This window comes from Streptomyces sp. NPDC001848 (genome assembly GCF_042891915.1).
Classification (GTDB): Bacteria; Actinomycetota; Actinomycetes; order Streptomycetales; family Streptomycetaceae; genus Streptomyces.
This window is the reverse complement of record NZ_JBIATP010000013.1, coordinates 60,275-80,372: the sequence shown is the minus strand read 5'-3', so window position 1 is coordinate 80,372 and position 20,098 is coordinate 60,275. Positions and strand designations below refer to the sequence as shown.

General features: G+C 72.5%; 17 protein-coding genes. 9 read left to right on the top strand and 8 right to left on the bottom strand.

The window, feature by feature from the left end:
• Positions 1–107: 107 nt before the first annotated feature.
• The 6 genes from ACFYZJ_RS26130 to ACFYZJ_RS26105 are packed head-to-tail and all read right to left on the bottom strand — an operon-like array spanning position 108 to position 5,627.
• Positions 108–1,343 (bottom strand): cytochrome P450, encoded by a 1,236-nt coding sequence (locus tag ACFYZJ_RS26130; RefSeq protein WP_388571781.1) that lies wholly within the window; start codon positions 1,341–1,343, stop codon positions 108–110.
• Positions 1,340–2,563 carry a cytochrome P450 gene (locus tag ACFYZJ_RS26125; RefSeq protein ID WP_388571779.1) on the bottom strand — a complete coding sequence of 408 codons (1,224 nt, stop codon included), beginning with the start codon at positions 2,561–2,563 and terminating at the stop codon, positions 1,340–1,342. Before ACFYZJ_RS26125 ends, ACFYZJ_RS26130 begins: the two co-directional genes overlap by 4 nt.
• Positions 2,560–3,204, bottom strand: a complete 645-nt coding sequence (locus tag ACFYZJ_RS26120) for an ATP/GTP-binding protein (protein WP_388571777.1) — start codon at positions 3,202–3,204, stop codon at positions 2,560–2,562. Before ACFYZJ_RS26120 ends, ACFYZJ_RS26125 begins: the two co-directional genes overlap by 4 nt.
• On the bottom strand, positions 3,185–3,532 hold the full coding sequence (locus ACFYZJ_RS26115) for a DUF742 domain-containing protein (RefSeq protein ID WP_388571775.1): 348 nt from the start codon (positions 3,530–3,532) through the stop codon (positions 3,185–3,187). Before ACFYZJ_RS26115 ends, ACFYZJ_RS26120 begins: the two co-directional genes overlap by 20 nt.
• On the bottom strand, positions 3,529–3,936 hold the full coding sequence (locus ACFYZJ_RS26110) for a roadblock/LC7 domain-containing protein (RefSeq protein ID WP_388571774.1): 408 nt from the start codon (positions 3,934–3,936) through the stop codon (positions 3,529–3,531). The genes ACFYZJ_RS26115 and ACFYZJ_RS26110 overlap by 4 nt, the downstream gene beginning before the upstream one ends.
• On the bottom strand, positions 3,933–5,627 hold the full coding sequence (locus tag ACFYZJ_RS26105; protein WP_388571772.1) for an ATP-binding protein: 1,695 nt from the start codon (positions 5,625–5,627) through the stop codon (positions 3,933–3,935). The genes ACFYZJ_RS26110 and ACFYZJ_RS26105 overlap by 4 nt, the downstream gene beginning before the upstream one ends.
• A 347-nt stretch (positions 5,628–5,974) precedes the next feature.
• Here ACFYZJ_RS26105 and ACFYZJ_RS26100 point away from each other — a divergent pair, with 347 nt between their 5' ends.
• The gene (locus ACFYZJ_RS26100) at positions 5,975–8,845 is read left to right on the top strand and encodes an FAD-binding and (Fe-S)-binding domain-containing protein (protein WP_388571771.1); all 2,871 of its coding nucleotides are present in this window, start codon (positions 5,975–5,977) and stop codon (positions 8,843–8,845) included.
• 228 nt (positions 8,846–9,073) lie between these two features.
• Here ACFYZJ_RS26100 and ACFYZJ_RS26095 read toward each other — a convergent pair whose 3' ends face one another.
• Complete coding sequence (locus tag ACFYZJ_RS26095; protein WP_388572119.1) at positions 9,074–9,490, bottom strand: ATP-binding protein; 417 nt, start codon at positions 9,488–9,490, stop codon at positions 9,074–9,076.
• Positions 9,491–9,594: 104 nt separating this feature from the next.
• Here ACFYZJ_RS26095 and ACFYZJ_RS26090 point away from each other — a divergent pair, with 104 nt between their 5' ends.
• The 3 genes from ACFYZJ_RS26090 to ACFYZJ_RS26080 are packed head-to-tail and all read left to right on the top strand — an operon-like array spanning position 9,595 to position 11,523.
• Positions 9,595–10,407 carry a helix-turn-helix transcriptional regulator gene (locus tag ACFYZJ_RS26090; RefSeq protein WP_388571770.1) on the top strand — a complete coding sequence of 271 codons (813 nt, stop codon included), beginning with the start codon at positions 9,595–9,597 and terminating at the stop codon, positions 10,405–10,407.
• Positions 10,404–10,610: a DUF397 domain-containing protein gene (locus tag ACFYZJ_RS26085; RefSeq protein ID WP_388571768.1), complete on the top strand. Its 207-nt coding sequence runs from the start codon at positions 10,404–10,406 to the stop codon at positions 10,608–10,610. The genes ACFYZJ_RS26090 and ACFYZJ_RS26085 overlap by 4 nt, the downstream gene beginning before the upstream one ends.
• A 13-nt stretch (positions 10,611–10,623) precedes the next feature.
• Positions 10,624–11,523 carry a GNAT family N-acetyltransferase gene (locus ACFYZJ_RS26080; RefSeq protein ID WP_388571767.1) on the top strand — a complete coding sequence of 300 codons (900 nt, stop codon included), beginning with the start codon at positions 10,624–10,626 and terminating at the stop codon, positions 11,521–11,523.
• 100 nt (positions 11,524–11,623) lie between these two features.
• Here ACFYZJ_RS26080 and ACFYZJ_RS26075 read toward each other — a convergent pair whose 3' ends face one another.
• Positions 11,624–12,580 carry a DMT family transporter gene (locus ACFYZJ_RS26075; RefSeq protein WP_388571765.1) on the bottom strand — a complete coding sequence of 319 codons (957 nt, stop codon included), beginning with the start codon at positions 12,578–12,580 and terminating at the stop codon, positions 11,624–11,626.
• 314 nt (positions 12,581–12,894) lie between these two features.
• Between ACFYZJ_RS26075 and ACFYZJ_RS26070 the strand changes: the two genes are divergently transcribed.
• The 5 genes from ACFYZJ_RS26070 (at position 12,895) to ACFYZJ_RS26050 (ending at position 20,075) form a co-directional block, all read left to right on the top strand.
• Positions 12,895–13,689 carry a TIGR03084 family metal-binding protein gene (locus ACFYZJ_RS26070; RefSeq protein ID WP_388571763.1) on the top strand — a complete coding sequence of 265 codons (795 nt, stop codon included), beginning with the start codon at positions 12,895–12,897 and terminating at the stop codon, positions 13,687–13,689.
• A gap of 5 nt (positions 13,690–13,694) precedes the next feature.
• Positions 13,695–15,386, top strand: a complete 1,692-nt coding sequence (locus ACFYZJ_RS26065; RefSeq protein WP_388572117.1) for an acyclic terpene utilization AtuA family protein — start codon at positions 13,695–13,697, stop codon at positions 15,384–15,386.
• Complete coding sequence (locus tag ACFYZJ_RS26060; protein WP_388571761.1) at positions 15,383–16,981, top strand: acyl-CoA carboxylase subunit beta; 1,599 nt, start codon at positions 15,383–15,385, stop codon at positions 16,979–16,981. Before ACFYZJ_RS26065 ends, ACFYZJ_RS26060 begins: the two co-directional genes overlap by 4 nt.
• Positions 16,982–17,004: 23 nt before the next feature.
• Positions 17,005–18,846, top strand: a complete 1,842-nt coding sequence (locus tag ACFYZJ_RS26055) for a biotin carboxylase N-terminal domain-containing protein (RefSeq protein WP_388572115.1) — start codon at positions 17,005–17,007, stop codon at positions 18,844–18,846.
• A gap of 95 nt (positions 18,847–18,941) precedes the next feature.
• On the top strand, positions 18,942–20,075 hold the full coding sequence (locus tag ACFYZJ_RS26050; RefSeq protein ID WP_388571759.1) for an acyl-CoA dehydrogenase family protein: 1,134 nt from the start codon (positions 18,942–18,944) through the stop codon (positions 20,073–20,075).
• The last annotated feature ends 23 nt before the right edge of the window (positions 20,076–20,098 follow it).

Below are 20,098 nucleotides of genomic sequence, written 5' to 3'. Positions count from 1 at the left end.
TGAGCCCCCGCGGGGACTCCAGGGGCGGAGCCCCTGCCGGGGGCGAAGGGGCGGAGCCCCTGGAGGACGGGGGCGGGCTGGGGCGGCGGGGGCGAGGAGCCGCCGGCTCAGCCGCCCAGCCGCACCGGCAGCTCGAACAGGTCGTTCTGCGTCACCACCGGCTTGTTGCGCAGCTCGCGCGCCGGGACCGCCAGGTCCAGGTCCGGGAACCGGGCGTACAGGGCCGGCAGCGCCACGCCCGCCTCCAGACGGGACAGCGCCGCCCCGGGGCACACATGCGGACCGTGGCCGAAGGAGATGTGCCGGTTCTTTGCTTCCCGGGTGATGTCGAAGACACCCGCACTCGGGCCGTGCGCCTTCTCGTCCCGCCCGATCGCCCCGTACGACACGATCAGCGCGTCACCTGCGGGGATGACCCGGTCACCCACCGGGACGTCTTCCGTGGCGAAACGGATCAGCACATGGGAGGTGGGCGTGGAGTAGCGCAGCGTCTCCTCGACCACCGCCGACCAGCCCGCCTCACCGGAGAGCACCAGCGCCCGCTGTTCGGGGTGCGTCGACAGGTTGACCACCGCGTTGACGATCAGCGAGATCGTCGTCTCGTGGCCCGCCGCCACCATCAGCTGCAAGGTGGAGACGATCTCCTCGTCCGTCAGACGGTCGCCGTCCTCCGCGGCCTGGATCAGTGCGGAGGTCAGGTCGTCGCCCGGTGCGGCACGCTTCGCCGCCACCGTGTCCGCCATGATCCCCGCCAGCTCGGTGAGCGTGGCGACGACCTCCTCGGGCGGCGTCTGCGTGGAGAAGAACTTCTCGAACAGTTCCTTCAGCCGCGGCAGCCAGGACTCCTGAATGCCCATCAGGTCCGCGATGACGTACATCGGCAGCGGGTACGCGAACTGCGCCTTGAGGTCGACCACCGAGCCGTCGGTGGGCAGCCGGTCCAGCAGGTCCTCGGTCAGTTTGGTGATGCGGTCCCGCATCTCCTCCACCCGGCGTGGCGTAAGCGCTTGCGCCACCAGCGTGCGCAGCCGCCGGTGGTCGGCTCCGTCCACGGTGAGCATGGACCGGCCGGGGTTGGCCAGGCCGATCAGCGGCCAGTCGGGGGCGATCTCGCCGCGCTGCCAGGCGCCCCACACGTTGATGTCCTTCACCAGCCGGGGGTCGGTGAGCAGTTCCCTGGCCTCGGCGTGGTGGGTGACCGCCCACACCGGAACGCCGCCGGGCAGTACCACGGCGGCGAGCGGTCCGGCCTCCCTGAGGCGGGCGCTCTCGGCGTCCAGGTCGGAGACGAAGGGGTCCAGGGCTATGGGGGCTCTGGCAGGAGAGATCTCGGTAGAGGTCATGGGGAAGCGCTTCCAACCGCGGGGGTAGGGGTAAACCTCACCGGCAGTGCCGTCAGTCCCCGCAGCCACGGCGACGGACGCCGCGTCAACTCCTCGGCCGGCACGGCGAGATCGATGTCCGGCAGCCGGTCGAGCACCACCTCGATGCCCGTCCGCGCGATCACCTCCGCCACCTCCTGCGCCGGGAACGGGCACCGGTGCTCACCGTGCCCGAAGGAGAAGTGCGCGTTGTTGCCGCCGGTCAGTTCGGCGCCGTCGGTGCGCACCTGGGGATCTCTGTTGGCGCCCTGGAGGCCGAGCAGCAGCAGGTCCCCGGCACGGATGTGCCGGCCGCCGAGGCGGGTGTCGCGGGACGCCCAGCGGCCCGCCACGTTCTGCGTCGGGGTGTCCTCCCACAGCACCTCGTTCATGGCCTCGGCGACGCTGTTGCGCCCGCCGAAGAGGGAGGCGGCGAAGCGCTCGTCGGTCAGCATCAGCCGCAGCGAGTTGCCGATCCAGTCCGCGGTCGGCTGGTGGCCGGCGGCCATCATCACCATCAGGTCCTGAATGATCTCCTCGTCGGTGAAGCCGCCCTCGTCCGCGAGCATCCGCGACACCACGTCGTCGGCCGGGTGCTCCTTGCGGTCGGCGACCAGCTCGGCCATGGAGCCGGCCAGATGGGTCTGCCCCGCGATCGCCCGCTCCCGCCCGTCGATCATGTCGTTCAGGGCGGTGACCAGGCCCGGCCCCTGCTCCTCCGCGAAGCCGTAGAGAAGGGCGAGCACCCGGACGGGCAGCAGCATCGCGTACTGCGCGACCAGGTCCGCCTCACCCTTGTCGCACACCGCGTCGATCAGTTCGTCCGCGAACCGCTCGGCGCGGCGGCGCAGTTCGAACGGGTCGACGGCCTCGAGGGCGCCGCTGATCATCGCGGCGCGCTCGCGGTGGCGTTCGCCGACGGTGTAGAGGATCGACGGCTGCCTGCGGCCGATCATCGGCAGCAGCGGCCAGTCGTCGGGGATGGCGTCCCACTGGTTCCACAGGCCGGAGTCGCGGCTGAACAGCACCGGATCGCCGGTCACCTGGTGCAGCTCGCGGTAGCCGAGCACCAGCCAGGCCGGGATGTCGCCGTCGAGCAGGACCGGGGCGACGGCGCCGTGCTCGTGCCGTATCTCCCGGTACAGCGCGGCGGGTTCGGTCTGGAACCTCGGCCCGCTCAGGGGCACGGGGGCGGGGGTCACACCAGCTCCTGTTCGGACGATCGGGGCGCTTGGAACCGTGCGGGTGCGGGCGGGTGCGCGGCGTGGTGCCGCCGCACCTGCTCGACCAGTGTGATCAGCACCTGCTTGGCGGACTCCCGGGAGCGCGCGTCGCAGTCGATCAGCGGCACCTGCGGGTCCAGGTCGAGGGCCGTACGGACCTCGTCGGGCGTGTGCCGGGGGCCACCGAAGTCGTTGCAGGCGACGATGAACGGCGTGCCGTGCCGCTCCAGGCGGTCGATGGCGTACCAGGACTCGTCGATGCGGCGGGTGTCGACGAGGACGACCGCGCCCAGCGTGCCGGAGAACAGCCGGTCCCACAGGAACCAGAACCGCTCCTGCCCCGGCGCCCCGAACAGGTACAGCACGTTGTGCGCGTCCAGCGTGATGCGGCCGAAGTCGAAGGCGACGGTCGTCGCGGACTTGCCGTGCACCCCGTTGAGGTCGTCGACGCCCTCGCCGGCCCGGGTCATGGTCTCCTCGGTGGAGAGCGGGCGGATCTCGCTCACCGAGCGGACCAGGGTCGTCTTGCCGACGCCGAAGCCGCCGACGACCACGATCTTCAGGCCGTTGTCGGCCTGGGCACCCAGCGGAGCGCGGGTGTCAGAGGTTGCGGAGTCCAACGAGCACCTTGTCCAGGAGGTCGGGGTCGGGAAGGGCGGCGGTGCGCGGGTGGCGGGCGCTGATGCGGCCGGCCGCGTGCAGGTCGGAGAGCAGGATCCGGGTGATGCTCACCGGCAGCCGCAGCTCGGCGGCGATCTCCACGACCGCCGTGGGCCGCTCGCACATCCGCAGGATCGCGGCGTGCTCCGACTGCATACCGGGCACCGGGTCGCACTCGGCGACCACGAGCGTCACCAGGTCGAACCGCGCGGCCGAGTCGGACCGGGCGCGCCCTTGGGTGAGGGTGTACAGCCGGTCGGGCGCGTCGTCCCTGCCGGGGCGGCTCATGAGGTCCGCGGCTCGGCGGTCAGGTGCTCGCCGAGTTGTTCCACGAGTTCGCTCATGGTGTGCCCGACGAGCCCGGCGTCCGCGTCCTCGTCGGTGACCAGGGCGAGGTGGGCGCCCTCGCCAGCCTCCACGATGAACAGGACCCCGCCGTAGAACTCGGCCATCGCCGAGCGCACGCCTCCGCTGCCGTCGCCGAACTCCACGGACGCGCCGTGGGAGAGCGACTGGATGCCGGCGGCGATCGCGGCCAGCTGGTCGGCCTGGTCGACGGACAGCTCCGGGGTGCGGCACAGCTTCAGCCCGTCGCGGGAGAGCACCAGCGCGTGCCGGGCCCCGGGTGTGCGCTCCAGCAGTCCCTCAAGGAGCCAGGTGAGCCTCTCGTCGGCGGTCGTGGTGCCGGTCATGAAGTGGTGTCGCCTTCCGGGTGCGGGGAGTTGGGTGCCTGAGTGGGCTCGGGCGTGGGGGCTTCGGCTTGGGGTACGGCTTCGGGGGCCGGTCCGGTGGTGGCCGGTTCCGTCGCCGTGGCGCGGACCGCCTGGCGGAAGCTGCTGAAGCGGGCGGCACGAGCCTTGGCGTCCCCGGGGGTGCGCGGCTCGCGCTCGGGCCGGTCGGCGGTGTGTGCGCGCCCCCGTTCGGCGGCGGCGAGCGCCTGGCCGCGGCGGCGCCGGGGCAGACCGCCGGTGTCGGTGTCGTGCGACCTCGGGGACCGGTGGTCCGGCACCGGGTCGGGGTCGAGGTCCCCGGCGGCCCGGGCGGCGGCGTACGACGGCCGGTGACCGGGGGCGGCGGCCACGGCGGCCTTCGCGGCCGGGGCGGCCTCGTGGGCCGGAGTCGGAGCCGGGGCCGGGGCGGGCGTGGCGGCCGGCGGCGGCACCGGCTGGGACAGGATCTCCTGGGGGATCAGCATCAGCACGCCGGTGCCGCCGCGCGCCGAGGGCCGGAAGGACACCTTCAGGCCGTGCTTGCGGGCGAGCCGGCCGACGACCGCGAGGCCGAGCCGGGTGCCGGTGAGTCCGCCGAGCTCGGCGATGTCGCCGGAGACGGCGCGTTCGGCGCGGCGCAGCTGCACGTCGCTCATGACGAGCCCCGCGTCCTCCACGGACACGATGACCCCGGCCGGCACCTCCTCGACGTAGACGTGCACTTCGGCGGTCGGCGGGGAGAAGTTCGCGGCGTTGTCCAGGAGTTCGGCGAGCGCGTGCATCACGCCCTCGGCGGCGTGTCCGGAGACGGCGGCCTGGCTGGCGGAGTGGACGCGGACGCGCTGATAACCGGCGATGCGGCCCATCGCGCCGCGCAGGATGGACTCCATGACGATGGGGCGCGCCCAGCGACGGCCGGAGCGCGCGCCGGCGAGAACGGCGACGGAGTCGGCCAGGCGGCCCGCCTGCGCGGTGCGGTGGTCGAGGTGGAGGAGGTCGGCGAGGACGTCCTCGTCGCTGTGCTTCTCCTCCATCGCGCGCAGGTCGGCGAGCGTGCCGGTGGCCAGCGCCTGCATGCGCCCGGCGACGTTGGCGGTGACGGAGACGGCCGCGTCACGCGCGTTCGAGGCCTGGCGCAGGCGCTGGGCGAGACGGCGGTTGTCCTCGGTGAGCCGGGTGACATCGGCGGTGAGGGCGGCCCGTTCCCGGGCGAACTCCTCGCCGAGCACGGCGCGTTCCCGTTCGAACTCGTCGGAGAGGCGGGTGCGCTCGTGCTCGAACTCCTCGGTCAGCCTGGCCCTGTCCCGCTCCAACTCCTCGGTCAGCCGGACCCGTTCCTCGATGAAGCCGTCCATGAGCCGGCCCCGCTCCTGACTGAACTCCTCGGCGAGCCGGGCGCGTTCCTGCAGCAGCCGGGTCGCGTCCTGGGTCACGGCGTCCAGGCGGCGGCGCGCCAGGGCGGCGGACCGGACCCCATGGGCGGCCAGGGCCACCGCCGCGCACAGCAGCAGGGTGGCGGCGGCGCCGCCCCAGGCGAGGGGGACGCGGACTGCCTGAGGAGCCGCCAACACCGCGGCGGCGACGGCGAGGCCCGCCACCGCGGCGGCGACCAGGGGGGCGGGTGCGACGGCGCGGAGGGTGGGCCGTTCGCCGGGCGGTATGGGGGCGGTCATGAATGGTGTCCTCGGTCGACCTCGGTCATGTCCATGGCGTGTGGGGCGCGCAGGGCCGGGACGCGCAGCGACCCTTGGTGCTCAATTGGTGGTCCATATAAGAGTGATTGGGCGTCACTATAGGTGAGTCTCAGGTGAGTCTGGGATTGGAATGAGGCGGTTTCGATTCGGAATCCGGCCATGTGATCACTGCGCGACCACGTGCGACCGCGGCCGCCACCGCGCCGCGACCGCGGCCGCCACCGCAGCCGCCACCGTCCCCCGACCGCAGCCGCCCGCCCTTCCGCGATACCGCTCCGGTGTGCCCCGGAGCGGTCACTGTCAGTGGCGGCAGGCATGCTGGTGGCATGACGGATCGTGTGGTGCGAGGGCAGCAGGCGGCGGGCATCGACGCCGATGTCGGTGCGCTGCGCCGGGAGCTGCGCACGGCGGTGCGCGGTGCGGTCGGGTTCGACACGACCGCGCGGGCGCTGCACACCATGGACGCGTCCAACTACCGGCGCGTCCCGCTCGGTGTGGTGGCCCCCTGGGACGCGGACGACGTGGCGGCGGCGCTGGCCGTGTGCCGGGCGCATGGCGTGCCGGTCGTCGCCCGCGGTGGCGGCACGTCGATCGGCGGACAGGCGACGGGCACGGGCGTGGTGCTCGACTTCACCCGCCACATGAACGGGATCGTGTCCCTCGACCCCGAGGCACACACGGCCGTGGTGCAGCCGGGCCTGGTCCTGGACCGCCTCCAGGAGGCCGCCGCCCCGCACGGCCTGCGCTTCGGCCCGGACCCCTCCACGCACGCCCGCTGCACGCTGGGCGGGATGATCGGCAACAACGCGTGCGGCTCGCACTCGGTGGCCTGGGGGACGACGGCGGACAGCGTACGGCAGCTGTCGGTGCTCACCGCGCGGGGCGAGCCGCTGACCCTGGGCCGGGACTGGAAGGGCGCCCCCGACGGCCTGCGGGCACTGGTCGAGGGCGAGTTGGCGCTCCTGCGCACCGGCTTCCCGTCCCTCCCGCGCCGTATCTCCGGGTACGCGCTGGACGCGCTGCTTCCGGAGAAGGGCGCGGACGTCGCCCGCGCCTTCTGCGGCTCCGAGGGCACGCTGGGCGTCCTGACGGAGGCGGTCGTCCGCCTCGTCGAGGCACCCCGCGCGCGTGCGCTCGCCGTGCTGGGGTACGCGGACGAGACGGCGGCGGCCCAGGCGGCGGCCGGGCTGCTGCCGCTCGGCCCGCTGACGGTGGAGGGCATGGCCGCCGATCTCGTACCACCGTCGGCGGGGCTGCCGCGTGGTGGCGCCTGGCTGTTCGTGGAGGCGGGCGGCAGCGGCGAGGCGGAGGCACGCGCGCGTGCGGAGGCGATCGTCCGGGCCGCCGACGTCACGGACGCCGTGGTGGTCACGGACCCGGCGGCGCAGCGCGCCCTGTGGCGGCTGCGGGAGGACGCGAGCGGTACGGCGACCCGGATGCCGGACGGCAGTGAGGCCTGGCCCGGCTGGGAGGACTGCGCGGTGCCGCCCGCCCGACTCGGCGACTACCTCCGGGACTTCCGCCGCCTACTGGCCGACCACGGTCTGCGCGGCACCCCGTACGGCCACTTCGGGGACGGTTGCATCCACGTCCGTATCGACTTCGACCTGGTGACCGAGGAGGGCGTCGCCCGCTTCCGCCGCTTCTCCGAGGACCTCGCGGACCTGGTCGTCGCCCACGGCGGCTCGCTGTCGGGGGAGCACGGCGACGGGCAGGCGCGCGCGGAGCTGCTGCCGAAGATGTACGGGCCCGACCTGGTCACTCTCTTCGAGCGGGCGAAGAACGTGTGGGATCCGGACGACCTGCTGAATCCCGGCATGCTGGTCCGCCCGGCCCGCCTGGACGAGAACCTGAGGTTCGCGGTGCTGCCCCGCGAGCCGGTCGACGTCGCCTTCGGCTATCCGGCGGACGGCGGCGACTTCTCGGCGGCGGTCCGCCGGTGCGTGGGCGTCGCCAAGTGCCGTACGACGACGGTGTCCGGCTCCTCGGTGATGTGCCCGTCGTTCCGGGCGACGGGTGCGGAGGAGCACTCCACCCGCGGACGGGCCCGGCTGCTGCACGAGATGCTGGCGGGCGAGGTGGTGACGGACGGCTGGCGCTCGACGGAGGTCAGGGACGCCCTCGACCTGTGCCTGTCCTGCAAGGGCTGCCGTACGGACTGTCCGGTCGGGGTCGACATGGCCACGTACAAGGCGGAGTTCCTGCACCACCACTACACGGACCGCCGCCGCCCGGCCGCGCACTACGCGATGGGATGGCTGCCGCTGTGGCTGGGGGCGGTGGCCCGCACCCGCACGGCCCCGCTGGTCAACACCCTGGCGTCGGTGGACCCGTTGGCGGCGCTCGCGAAACGCCTGGGCGGAATCACGCCCGAGCGCCGGCTCCCCCCGCTGGCGCGGGAGCCGTTCAGCCGATGGTGGCGGCGGACGACCGGCGGACGCCCCCGGGGGACCGGCCCCCTGATCGCCCTGTGGCCGGACACCTTCACGGAACACCTGTCGCCGTCCGTGGGCCGCGCGGCGGTCCGCGTCCTGGAAGCGGCCGGCCTCAGGGTGGCCCTGCCGCCGGGCCGCCGACGCCGGGTCTGCTGCGGCCTGACCTACGTCTCCACGGGCCAACTGAACCGCGCCCGCACCGTCATGCGCCGCACCCTGGACCTGATGGACCCGGTGCTGGCGGCGGGCGCCCCGGTGGTCGTGCTGGAGCCGAGCTGCGCCGCCGCACTGCGCACGGACCTGCCGGAGCTGCTGCACGACGACCCGCGCGCACAGCGCCTCGCGGCAGCGGTGCTGACGTTCGCTGAGGCCCTGGAGAAGCACGCCCCCGACTGGACACCGCCCCGCCTCGATCGCCCGGCGGCCGGCCAGACCCACTGCCACCAGCACGCGGTCCTCGGCGACGCCGCCGACCGCCGACTCCGCACGGCGGCCGGCCTGACCGGCGACCTGACGGGCGGCTGCTGCGGCCTGGCGGGCAACTTCGGCTTCGAGAAGGGCCACTACGAGGTGTCGACGGCCTGCGCGGAGGACCAACTGCTCCCCGCGGTGCGCTCCGCACCACCGAACGCGGTGGTCCTGGCGGACGGCTACTCCTGCCGCACCCAGCTTGACCAACTGGCGGGCCTCAGGGCACGGCACCTGGCGGAGGTGCTGGCCGACGGCCTTGAGGAACCCACGACCCCGGAGGGCGAGAAGTGAGCGGCGGCGCGGCGCCCCGAGAGCCCTCCGCAGGGCGAGGCCGTGCGCTCTTCAGCTGCACCAGGTCACGTTGCAGACGTAGACGCATTCGTGACGGGGCGCGGCCAGGAAACTGATGAAGCCGCGCCCGGCGAGGATGTCGAACTCACGCAGCCTCCCTCCTTGTCGAAGGGCCTGCCGACCCTCACCGACTCGTGTCCGAGGGTCGGCAGCTCCGTGGCGATCCTTTCACGCCTTCCCGTGACCCGGTGTGAGCTCGGCCCAGACCGTCTTGGCGTTGGCAGGTGCCCCGTCGACGCCCCAACGGTGGGCGTAGGCGGCCACGATCCGGAGACCGCGGCCGGTTTCCGCCTCACCGTCCGCCGGGTCCTTGATGCGCGGGACCCGGTCGCCCCGGGCGTCCGTCACCTCGATTCGGAGGGTGCCGTCGTCGTGCAGTTGCAGCCCCAGCCGGAAGTCCCTTCCGCTGACCCGGCCATGCAGTACGGCGTTGGAGGCCAGCTCGGCCACGATCTGTGCCGCTTCCTCGAACGGAACGCCCCACTCGTCCAGTTGGCGTTCCGTGAGCAGCCGGGCGAGACGGGCACCCCTTCGAGTGGCGGACAGCTGGATCCTGAGCTGAGTTTTCTGGTTCACCTCACCCAGCGTGGCCAACCGTCCCTACGCTGACCAGCAACGACCACGGTACGGAACGTGACTGTCCGGGTGGTGTGCGTAGTCGTACGGTTCGTACGTCGGGAGGGGACAGCGTGCAGGACGAGGAGGCCGAGGCCGTACTCAAGGCGGTCGGGCGGCAGATCAAGGTGTGGCGTGAAGCCGCCGGGATGCGGCAGGTGGAGCTGGGGGCGGCGATCGGGTACGGCGAGGAGATGGTCTCGTCCGTCGAGCGCGGGCGGAGGATCCCGAAGCCGGACTTCCTGGACAAGGCCGATGAGGTGCTCGGGGCGGGCGGGAAGCTGTCCGCGATGAAGGAGGACGTGGAGAAGGCTCGGTATCCGAAGAAGGTGCGGGACCTGGCGAAGTTGGAGGACGAGGCCATCGAGATGGGGGCCTATGTCAGCCAACACATCCACGGTTTGCTGCAGACGCCCGAGTACGCGCAGGCGGTGTACGCACTGCGACGGCCGGCATACACAGAGGACGAGATCGAGCGTCTGGTCGCCGCGCGTATGGCACGGAAGGCCGTCTTCGACCGGGTGCCCCGGCCGCTGATCACCTTCGTGCAGGAAGAGGCGACGCTGCGGCGGCCCGTCGGGGGCAGAATGGTGCTGCGGCAACAGCTCGAACACCTGCTGGAAGTCGGCAGTTTGCCGCACGTCGAGATCCAGGTGATGCCCACGGACCGTGAGGACCACGCAGGGCTGAGCGGCCCCATCCGGCTGCTGAAGCTCCAGGACGGCAAGACGCTGGGGCACCTGGAGGTTCAGTTGCACAGCCGTCTGATCAGTGATCCCCGGGAAGTCCAGATCCTGGAAATGCGCTATGGAATGATCCGGGCGCAAGCTCTCTCGCCCCGGGAGTCGCTCGCCTTCATCGAGAAAGTACTGGGAGAAGAGACATGACCCTCACGCCGCTGGAGTGGTTCAAGAGCAGCTACAGCAGCGCTGACGGCCCTGACTGCGTCGAGGTTGCCATAACTCCCGCCCAAGCCACCGTCCACGTCCGCGACTCCAAGAACAGGAACGGCGTGCGGCTCGCGGTCACCAGCGCCTCCTGGACCGCGTTCGTCGCGTTCGCCGGCCTGGTCGGACGCAGAGTTCTCTGACTAAAGTCAGGGAATGGATGAAACGCAGATCGACCAGGTGCGGCGCTTCAACCGCACCGTCACCGAACGCGTGGGTGTGCTCCACGACCACTACCTGGGCCGCGACCGGCCGATCGGCGAGGCCCGGTTGCTCTGGGAGGTCGGCGAGCGGGGTGAGGACGTGCGGCGCCTGCGTGAGCGTCTCGGGCTCGATTCCGGGTACGTCAGTCGACTGCTGCGTTCCCTGGAGAGCGACGGCCTGGTGACGGTCCAGCCGCAGCGCCGGGACAGGCGAGTGCGTACCGTGCGGCTCACCGACGAAGGCCGAGCGGAGCGCGCCCTGCTGGACGGCCGCAGCGATGAGCTGGCCGGTTCCCTGCTTGAGCCACTCAACACCGCACAGCGCGCCCGGCTGGTCGCGGCCATGGCCGAGGTCGAGCGGTTGCTGACCGCCGCGACGGTCACGCTGGACGTCGTCGACCCCGACCACCCGGACGCCCGGCACTGCCTGATGTCCTACTTCACCGAACTGCAGGAGCGCTTCGAGACCGGCTTCGATCCCGCGCGCAGCCTGCTGCCCGACGCGGGCGAACTCCGGCCGAATCGCGGTCTTTTCCTGGTCGCTCGCCTGCACGGCGAACCCGTCGGCTGTGCGGGTTTGAAGCTGCCGCCCGGGGCTCCGGCAGAGATCAAGCGCATGTGGGTCGCGCCCCAAGCTCGGAGGCTCGGCCTCGGTCGCCGGTTCCTGACCGAACTGGAGGCGCGGGCCGCCGAGCACGGCCGCGACACCTTGCGCCTGGACACCAACAAGGCGCTCACCGCCGCGATCAGCCTGTACCACTCCTTCGGCTTCCAGGAGGTCGCCGCCTTCAACGACGAGCCGTACGCCCACCACTGGTTCGAGAAGCGGATTTCCGCACCGTCGTCGGGGTGACGACAGGAGCGGTCGGCACGGACGTCCCTTGACGTTCGTGGGGCGTTCCGCACGCCGACCCCCCAACGGCTGCGGCAGCCGTACGTCTCACTGTCCGGACCTACGCCTCCGGCTGCGCCACCTTCGCCCTGCCCCGCCCCACCTGCGTCCGCACCGCCCCCATGCTCGCCGCGATGACCAGCGCGATGGCGACCGCCTCGGTGGCGGTCAGGGACTGGCCGAGGACCAGGAAGCCCGATGCCGCCGCGAGCGCCGGTTCCAGGCTCATCAGGATCGCGAACGTGGAGGCGGGCAGGCGGCGCAGGGCGAGGAGTTCCAGGGTGTAGGGGAGGACCGAGGAGAGCATCGCGACGGCCGCGCCCAGCCCGATCGTCATCGGGACGAGCAGCTTCGTGCCGGACTCGGCGATCCCCAGCGGCACGAACAGGACCGCCGCGACCGCCATCGCGAGCGCCAGGCCGTCGGCCTGCGGGAAGCGCCGTCCCGTACGGGCGCTGAAGACGATGTACGCCGCCCACATGGCGCCCGCCGACAGCGCGAAGGCGATGCCCGCCGGATCCAGGTCGCCGAATCCTCCGCCGCCCAGCAGGAACACGCCGGCCAGGGCGAGGGCCGCCCAGACCACGTTCACCGCGCGGCGGGAGGCGAGGACGGAGAGGGTGAGGGGGCCGAGGACCTCCAGGGTGACGGCGGGGCCCAGCGGGATGCGCGCCACGGCCTGGTAGAAGAGGCCGTTCATCGCGGCCATGGTGATGCCGAAGACGACGACCGTGCCCCAGTCGGCGCGCGAGTGCCCGCGCAGCCGGGGCCGGCAGACCAGGAGCAGCACGATCGCGGCCACCACCAGCCGCAGGGTGACGACCCCGAGCGCACCGGCCCGCGGCATCAGGCTCACCGCCAGCGCGCCGCCGAACTGGACCGAGACGCCCCCCGCGAGCACCAGGCCGACGGGCCCGAGGGAACGCCGAAGCCGAGGACCGCCGGGCGCCGCGGGCGTGGTCGAGGCGGGAGTCGGCGCCGAGGAGGCGGCGGAGGGGGCGGTGCTGGGCGTGTTCACGGGGCCTTCCAGGTGCTGGGCGCAGAAGTCGTGCAGCTTGGTGTACCTGGAAGTCCAGGGTAGTGGACTTCGTCAGGTGTGTGAAGCTGTTATGCGCCTGTACCCCCGGCAGCCGAACGGTGTCAGCCCCCCTGCCAGGGCTTCTCGTCACGGAAGAGCGTGCGGCCGTCCGGGAGTTGGTGGGGTACGGCCCCGGGGGCCTCTCCGGGGAACTCGTACGGTAGTGCGAGCGATCCATGCAAGCGTGCTTGCTTGTTTCTCCGCCCGCTGCCATGCTCCCCACGCACACCGTCGTGCCCCGAGGGGAGCGCATCGTGTCCGACGCATCGTCCGTGATCGACGACCTGGGCCGGGAGGGCGAGGAACTCGACCGGCTGGTGGCCGAGTTGGGTGAGGACGGCTGGGCGCTGGCCACCCCCGCCGCGGGCTGGACCATCGCCCACCAGATCGCCCACCTCGCCTGGACCGACCGCGTCGCCCTGCTGGCCGTCACGGACCCGGAGGCGTTCGCGACGGAGGTGGAGAAGGCCCTCACGTCCCCCGGCACCTGGGTCGACGAGGCCGCGCGCGAGGAAGCCGCGCGGCCGCCCGCCGAACTGCTCACCCGGTGGCGAGAGGGCCGCGCCGCGCTCGACCGGGCCCTGCGCCAGGCACCGCCCGGCGCCCGTTTCCCCTGGTACGGCCCGCCCATGTCGACCGCCTCCATGGCCACTGCCCGCCTCATGGAGACCTGGGCCCACGGCCTGGACGTGGCGGACGCGCTCGGTGTCGCTCCCGCGCCCACGGCCCGGCTGCGGCACATCGCCAGGCTCGGGTACCGAACCCGGGACTTCTCCCACGCGGTCCACGGACTGCCCGCGCCCGCCGACCCGTTCCGCGTCGAACTCCTCGCTCCGACCGGCGACGTGTGGACGTACGGCCCCGACGACGCCCCGCAGCGCGTCACCGGACCCGCCCTCGACTTCTGCCTCCTGGTCACCCGACGTGCCCACCGCGCCGACCTCGCCCTGCGCGCCGAGGGACCGGACGCCGACCGCTGGCTGGACATCGCCCAGGCCTTCGCGGGCCCACCGGGCACCGGACGCCCGCCGAAGGGAGCCGCCCGGTGACGACCCTGCGTCCCCTGCGCATAGGCAACGCCTCCGGCTTCTACGGCGACCGCTTCGACGCCCTGCGCGAGATGCTCACCGGCGGACCCCTCGACGTCGTCACCGGCGACTACCTCGCCGAGCTGACCATGCTGATCCTCGGTCGGGACCGCCTGAAGAACCCCGGCGGCGGCTACGCGCGCACGTTCCTGGGCCAGTTGGAGGAGTGCCTGGGTCTCGCCCACGAACGGGGCGTACGCGTCGTGGCCAACGCGGGCGGCCTCAACCCGGCCGGACTCGCCGACGCCGTGAGGGAGCTGGCGGAACGCCTCGGCATCCCCGCCCGGGTGGCGCACGTCGAGGGCGACGACCTCACCGCGGCCAACCCCGGCGCCCTCACCGCCCACGCCTACCTCGGCGGTCACGGGATCGCCGCCTGTCTGCGCGAGGGCGCCGACGTCGTGGTGACCGGGCGTGTGACGGACGCGGCGCTGGTCACCGGGCCGGCCCTCGCCCACTTCGGCTGGGGGCCCGAGGAGTACGACCGGCTGGCGGGCGCGGTGGTCGCCGGGCACGTCCTGGAGTGCGGAGCGCAGGCCACCGGCGGCAACTACGCCTTCTTCGCCGAGCACCCGCCCGAGCGGCTGCACCGGCCCGGCTTCCCACTCGCCGAACTCCACGAGGACGGCAGCAGCGTCATCACCAAACACCACGGCACCGGCGGTGTCGTGGACGTCGGCACGGTCACCGCGCAGCTGTTGTACGAGACGGCCGGCGCCCGGTACGCGGGTCCCGACGTCACCGCCCGCCTGGACACCGTCCGGCTCACCCGGGAGGGGCCCGACCGGGTGCGGATCGAGGGCGTGCGCGGGGAGGCGCCCCCGCCCACCCTCAAGGTCGGCGTCAACCGGCTCGGCGGCTTCCGCAACGAGGTCACCTTCGTGCTGACCGGGCTCGACATCGAGGCCAAGGCCGCGCTCGTCCAGGCCCAGATGGAGACGGCCCTGGACGCCGCCAAGTCCCGCCCTGCGCAGGTGCGCTGGGAACTCGCCCGCACCGATCACCCCGACGCCCCCACCGAGGAGACCGCGAGCGCCCTGCTGCGGCTCGTCGTACGGGACCGAAACCAGGAGACCGTGGGCCGGGCGCTGAGCGGTGCCGCCGTCCAACTGGCGCTCGCCAGTTACCCCGGCTTCCATGTGGTCGCCCCACCGGGGAAGGGGGAGCCGTATGGGGTCTTCGAAGCGGCCACCGTCGACCGTGGTGCCGTAGCCCATGTGGCGGTCCTCTACGACGGCCGCCGCATCCCCGTGCCGCCGGCCCACACCACCCGCGTACTCGACGACGTACCGGAACCACCCCTGCCCGAGCCGCTGCCCCCGGGACCCACCCGGCGTGCGCCCCTCGGCCTCGTCGCCGGTGCCCGCAGCGGCGACAAGGGCGGCAGCGCCAACGTCGGCGTCTGGGTCCGTACCGACGAAGCCTGGCGCTGGCTCGCCCACACGCTCACCGTCGACCGCTTCCGGGCGCTCCTCCCGGAGACGGCCGGGCTGCCCGTCGTACGCCACGTCCTGCCCAACCTGCGCGCCCTGAACTTCGTCGCCGAGGGCATCCTCGGCGAGGGCGTCGCCGCGCGACACCGCTTCGACCCGCAGGCCAAGGGCCTCGGTGAATGGCTGCGCGCCCGCCATCTGGAGATACCGGAGGCCCTCCTTTGACCGTCCTGTCCTCGGCCCTGGACCCCCGCAGCCCCGACTTTCTCGCCCACCGCGACGCCATGCTCGCCAAGCTTGCCGAACTGGACGCCGAGCACGCCAAGGCGCTCGCGGGCGGCGGCGAGAAGTACGTGGCCCGCCACCGCGCACGCGGCAAGCTGCTCGCCCGTGAGCGCGTCGAACTCCTCCTGGACCCGGACACGCCGTTCCTGGAGCTGTCCCCGCTCGCGGCCTGGGGGAGTGACTACACGGTCGGCGCCTCCCTCGTCACCGGCATCGGCATCGTGAAGGGCGTCGAATGCCTGATCACCGCCAACGATCCCACCGTGCGGGGCGGCGCGAGCAACCCGTGGAGCCTGAAGAAGGCCCTGCGCGCCAACGACATCGCGCTCGCCAACCGGCTGCCCTGCATCAGCCTCGTCGAGTCCGGCGGCGCCGACCTGCCGTCCCAGAAAGAGATCTTCATCCCCGGGGGCGCCATCTTCCGGGACCTGACCCGCCTGTCCGCCGCGGGCATCCCGACGGTCGCGGTGGTCTTCGGCAACTCCACGGCCGGAGGCGCGTACATCCCCGGCATGTCCGACCACGTGATCATGGTCAAGGAGCGCGCCAAGGTGTTCCTCGGCGGACCGCCGCTGGTGAAGATGGCCACCGGCGAGGAGAGCGACGACGAGTCCCTGGGCGGCGCCGAGATGCACGCACGCGTGTCGGGCCTCGCCGACCACTTCGCACTCGACGAGCAGGACGCGATCCGGCAGGCCCGGCGCGTGGTCGCCCGCCTCAACCACCGCAAGGCGTACGCCGAGCCGGGACCGGCGGACGCACCCAAGTACGACACGGAGGAACTCCTCGGCATCGTACCCGGCGACCTGAAGGTGCCCTTCGACCCGCGCGAGGTCATCGCCCGCATCGTCGACGCCTCGGACTTCGACGAGTTCAAACCGCTGTACGGGACCAGCCTGTGCACCGGTTGGGCCGCCCTGCACGGCTACCCGGTCGGCATCCTGGCCAACGCCCAGGGAGTGCTGTTCAGCGAGGAGTCCCAGAAGGCGGCCCAGTTCATCCAGCTCGCCAACCAGCGCGACATCCCGCTCCTCTTCCTGCACAACACCACCGGCTACATGGTCGGCAAGGAGTACGAACAGGGCGGCATCATCAAGCACGGCGCCATGATGATCAACGCCGTGAGCAACTCCAAGGTGCCGCACCTGTCGGTGCTGATGGGCGCCTCCTACGGGGCCGGGCACTACGGCATGTGCGGACGGGCCTACGATCCGCGCTTCCTGTTCGCCTGGCCCAGCGCCAAGTCCGCCGTCATGGGCCCGCAGCAGCTCGCGGGCGTCCTGTCGATCGTCGCCCGCCAGTCTGCCGCCGCGAAGGGGCAGCCGTACGACGAGGAGGCGGACGCCGCCCTGCGCGCCATGGTGGAGCAGCAGATCGAGTCCGAGTCCCTGCCGATGTTCCTGTCCGGGCGGCTGTACGACGACGGCGTCATCGACCCGCGCGACACCCGCACCGTCCTCGGCCTGTGCCTGTCCGCGATCCACACCGCGCCCTACCAGGGCGCGCGTGGCGGGTTCGGCGTCTTCCGGATGTGAGGCCCCAGATGCCCTTGATGCCCGTGATCACCTCCGTTCTGGTGGCCAACCGCGGTGAGATCGCCTGCCGTGTCTTCCGAACCTGCCACGACCTGGGCATCCGCACGGTCGCCGTGCACTCGGACGCCGACGAGAACGCGCTCCACGCACGCGTGGCCGACGCGGCGGTACGACTGCCCGGGGCGGCGCCAGCCGACACCTACCTGCGCGGCGACCTGATCGTGAAGGCCGCCCTCGCGTCCGGCGCCGACGCCGTGCACCCCGGCTACGGCTTCCTCTCCGAGAACGCCGACTTCGCACGCGCGGTACGCGACGCGGGCCTGGTCTGGATCGGGCCGCCACCGGAGGCGATCGAGGCGATGGCGTCCAAGACGCGCGCGAAGAAGCTGATGGGCCTGGAGCCGCTCACCTCCGTGACGGAGGCCGACCTCCCGGTCCTGGTCAAGGCTGCGGCGGGCGGCGGCGGACGCGGCATGCGGATCGTACGGCACCTCGCCGACCTGGACGCCGAACTGACGGCCGCGCGTGCGGAGGCGCGGGGCGCCTTCGGCGACGACGAGGTGTTCGTCGAGCCGTACGTCGAGGGTGGCCGCCATGTCGAGGTGCAGATCCTCGCCGACACCCACGGCACGGTGTGGGCGCTCGGCACCCGGGACTGCTCCCTCCAGCGCCGCCACCAGAAGGTGATCGAGGAGGCGCCCGCACCCGGACTGACCCCGGAGCTGGAGGAGTCCCTGCGGTCGATGGCCGTACGGGCCGCCCGTGCCGTCGACTACGTGGGCGCGGGCACGGTCGAGTTCCTGGTGGCGGGGGACAGTGCGCACTTCCTGGAGATGAACACCCGCCTCCAGGTGGAACACCCGGTCACCGAGGCGGTGTTCGGGATCGACCTGGTGGCCCTGCAGATCCGGGTGGCAGAGGGCACGGCACTGGACGACGAGCCGCCACGCGCGCGTGGGCACGCGATCGAGGCCCGCCTGTACGCGGAGGACCCGGCCCACGACTGGGCCCCGCAGACCGGCACGCTGCACCGCCTCTCCGTACCCGGCGTACGCCTCGACACCGGATACACGGACGGCGACACCATCGGCGTCCACTACGACCCCATGCTCGCCAAGGCCGTCGCCCACGCCCCCACACGCGCGGAGGCGATCCGCCGACTGGCGGGCGCCCTGGAACGCGCCGACATCCACGGCCCGATGACCAACCGGGACCTGCTGGTCCGCTCCCTGCGCCACGAGGAGTTCACGGCGGCCCGGATGGACACCGGCTTCTACGACCGCCACCTGCCGCACCTGACGGCGCCCGCCGCGGACCCGTACGCCCCCCTGGCCGCCGCCCTCGCGGACGCCCACCGCCGCTCACGGTTCGGCGGCTGGCGGAACCTTCCGTCGCAGCCGCAGACCAAGCGGTACCTCATGGCGGGCGCGGAGCACGAGGTCCGCTACCGGCACACGCGCGGCGGCCTCGCGGCGGACGGGGTGCGGGTGGTGCACGCGGACGCGCACCTGGTGATCCTCGAGGTGGACGGCGTGCGGCGCAGGTTCCCGGTGGCCCGGTACGGCGACGAGGTGCACGTCGGCTCGACGGCCCTGACGGCCGTGCCCCGCTTCCGCGAACCCGCGGCAGACCACACCCCGGGTTCCCTGCTGGCCCCGATGCCCGGGACGGTCGTACGGGTCGCGGAGGGGCTGACGGTGGGGGCGGCGGTCCGGGCCGGGGAGCCTCTGCTCTGGCTGGAGGCGATGAAGATGGAGCACAAGGTCACAGCCCCGGCCACGGGAACGGTCACGGCCCTGCACGCAAGCCCCGGCCGGCAGGTGGAGGTCGGAGCATTGCTGGCAGTGGTGCAAACCACCGAGTAGGGACGCGCCCTTCAGGGGCGCGGGGCTGTATCGATATGCGGCTACCGCCGCGTGAGCGCGATCAACCACATCGGACCCGCACCCGGGAGACGACAATGAGCCCCCTCATCGAATCCGACGAACAAAAGACCCTCCGCTCGGCCGTCACGGCCCTGGGCAGCCGGCACGGCCGCCACCACGACCCCCGCGAACTCTGGTCGGAAGCCGCCAAGCTCGGCTACCTCGGCGTCAACCTCCCCGAGGAGTACGGCGGCGGAGGCGGCGGCATAGCCGACCTCTCCATCGTCCTCGAAGAACTCGGCGCAGCCGGCTGCCCCCTGCTCATGCTGGTCGTCTCACCAGCCATCTGCGGCACGGTCATAGCCCGCTTCGGTACCAGTACCCAAAAAGAACAATGGCTGCCGGGCCTCGCCGAAGGCACCCGCATCATGGCCTTCGGCATCACCGAACCCGACGCCGGCTCCAACTCCCACCGCATCACCACCACCGCCCGCCGCGACGGCGACGACTGGGTCCTGAACGGCCGCAAGGTCTTCATCTCCGGCGTCGACATCGCGGACGCCACCCTCATCGTCGGCCGCACCGAAGACGCCCGCACCGGAAGGCTCAAGCCCTGCCTGTTCATCGTCCCCCGGGACACCCCCGGCTTCGAGCGGCGGCAGATCGACATGGAACTCACCGGCAGGGAGAAGCAGTTCGAGCTGACCCTGGACGACGTACGGCTGCCCGCCGACGCGCTCGTCGGCGACGAGGACGCGGGCCTGCTCCAGCTGTTCGCCGGGCTGAACCCGGAGCGGATCATGACGGCGGCCTTCGCGATCGGCCTCGGCCGCTACGCCGTCTCCCGTGCCGTGGAGTACGCGCGCGACCGTACCGTCTGGCAGCAGCCCATCGGCGCCCACCAGGCCGTCGCGCACCCCCTGGCGCAGGCGCACATCGACCTCGAACTGGCCCGCCTGATGATGCAGAAGGCCGCCTTCCTGTACGACTCGGGGGACGACACGGGTGCGGGCGAGGCTGCCAACATGGCGAAGTACGCGGCCGGGGAGGCCTGTGTGAAGGCCGTGGACCAGGCCGTGCACACCCTCGGCGGCAACGGCCTGACCCGGGAGTTCGGGCTCGCCTCCCTCATCACGGTCGCGCGCGTGTCTCGTATCGCACCGGTGAGCCGGGAGATGATTCTCAACTACGTCTCCCACCAGAGTCTGGGCCTGCCCAAGTCGTACTGACACCCGGCGCGCCGGCGCGAGGA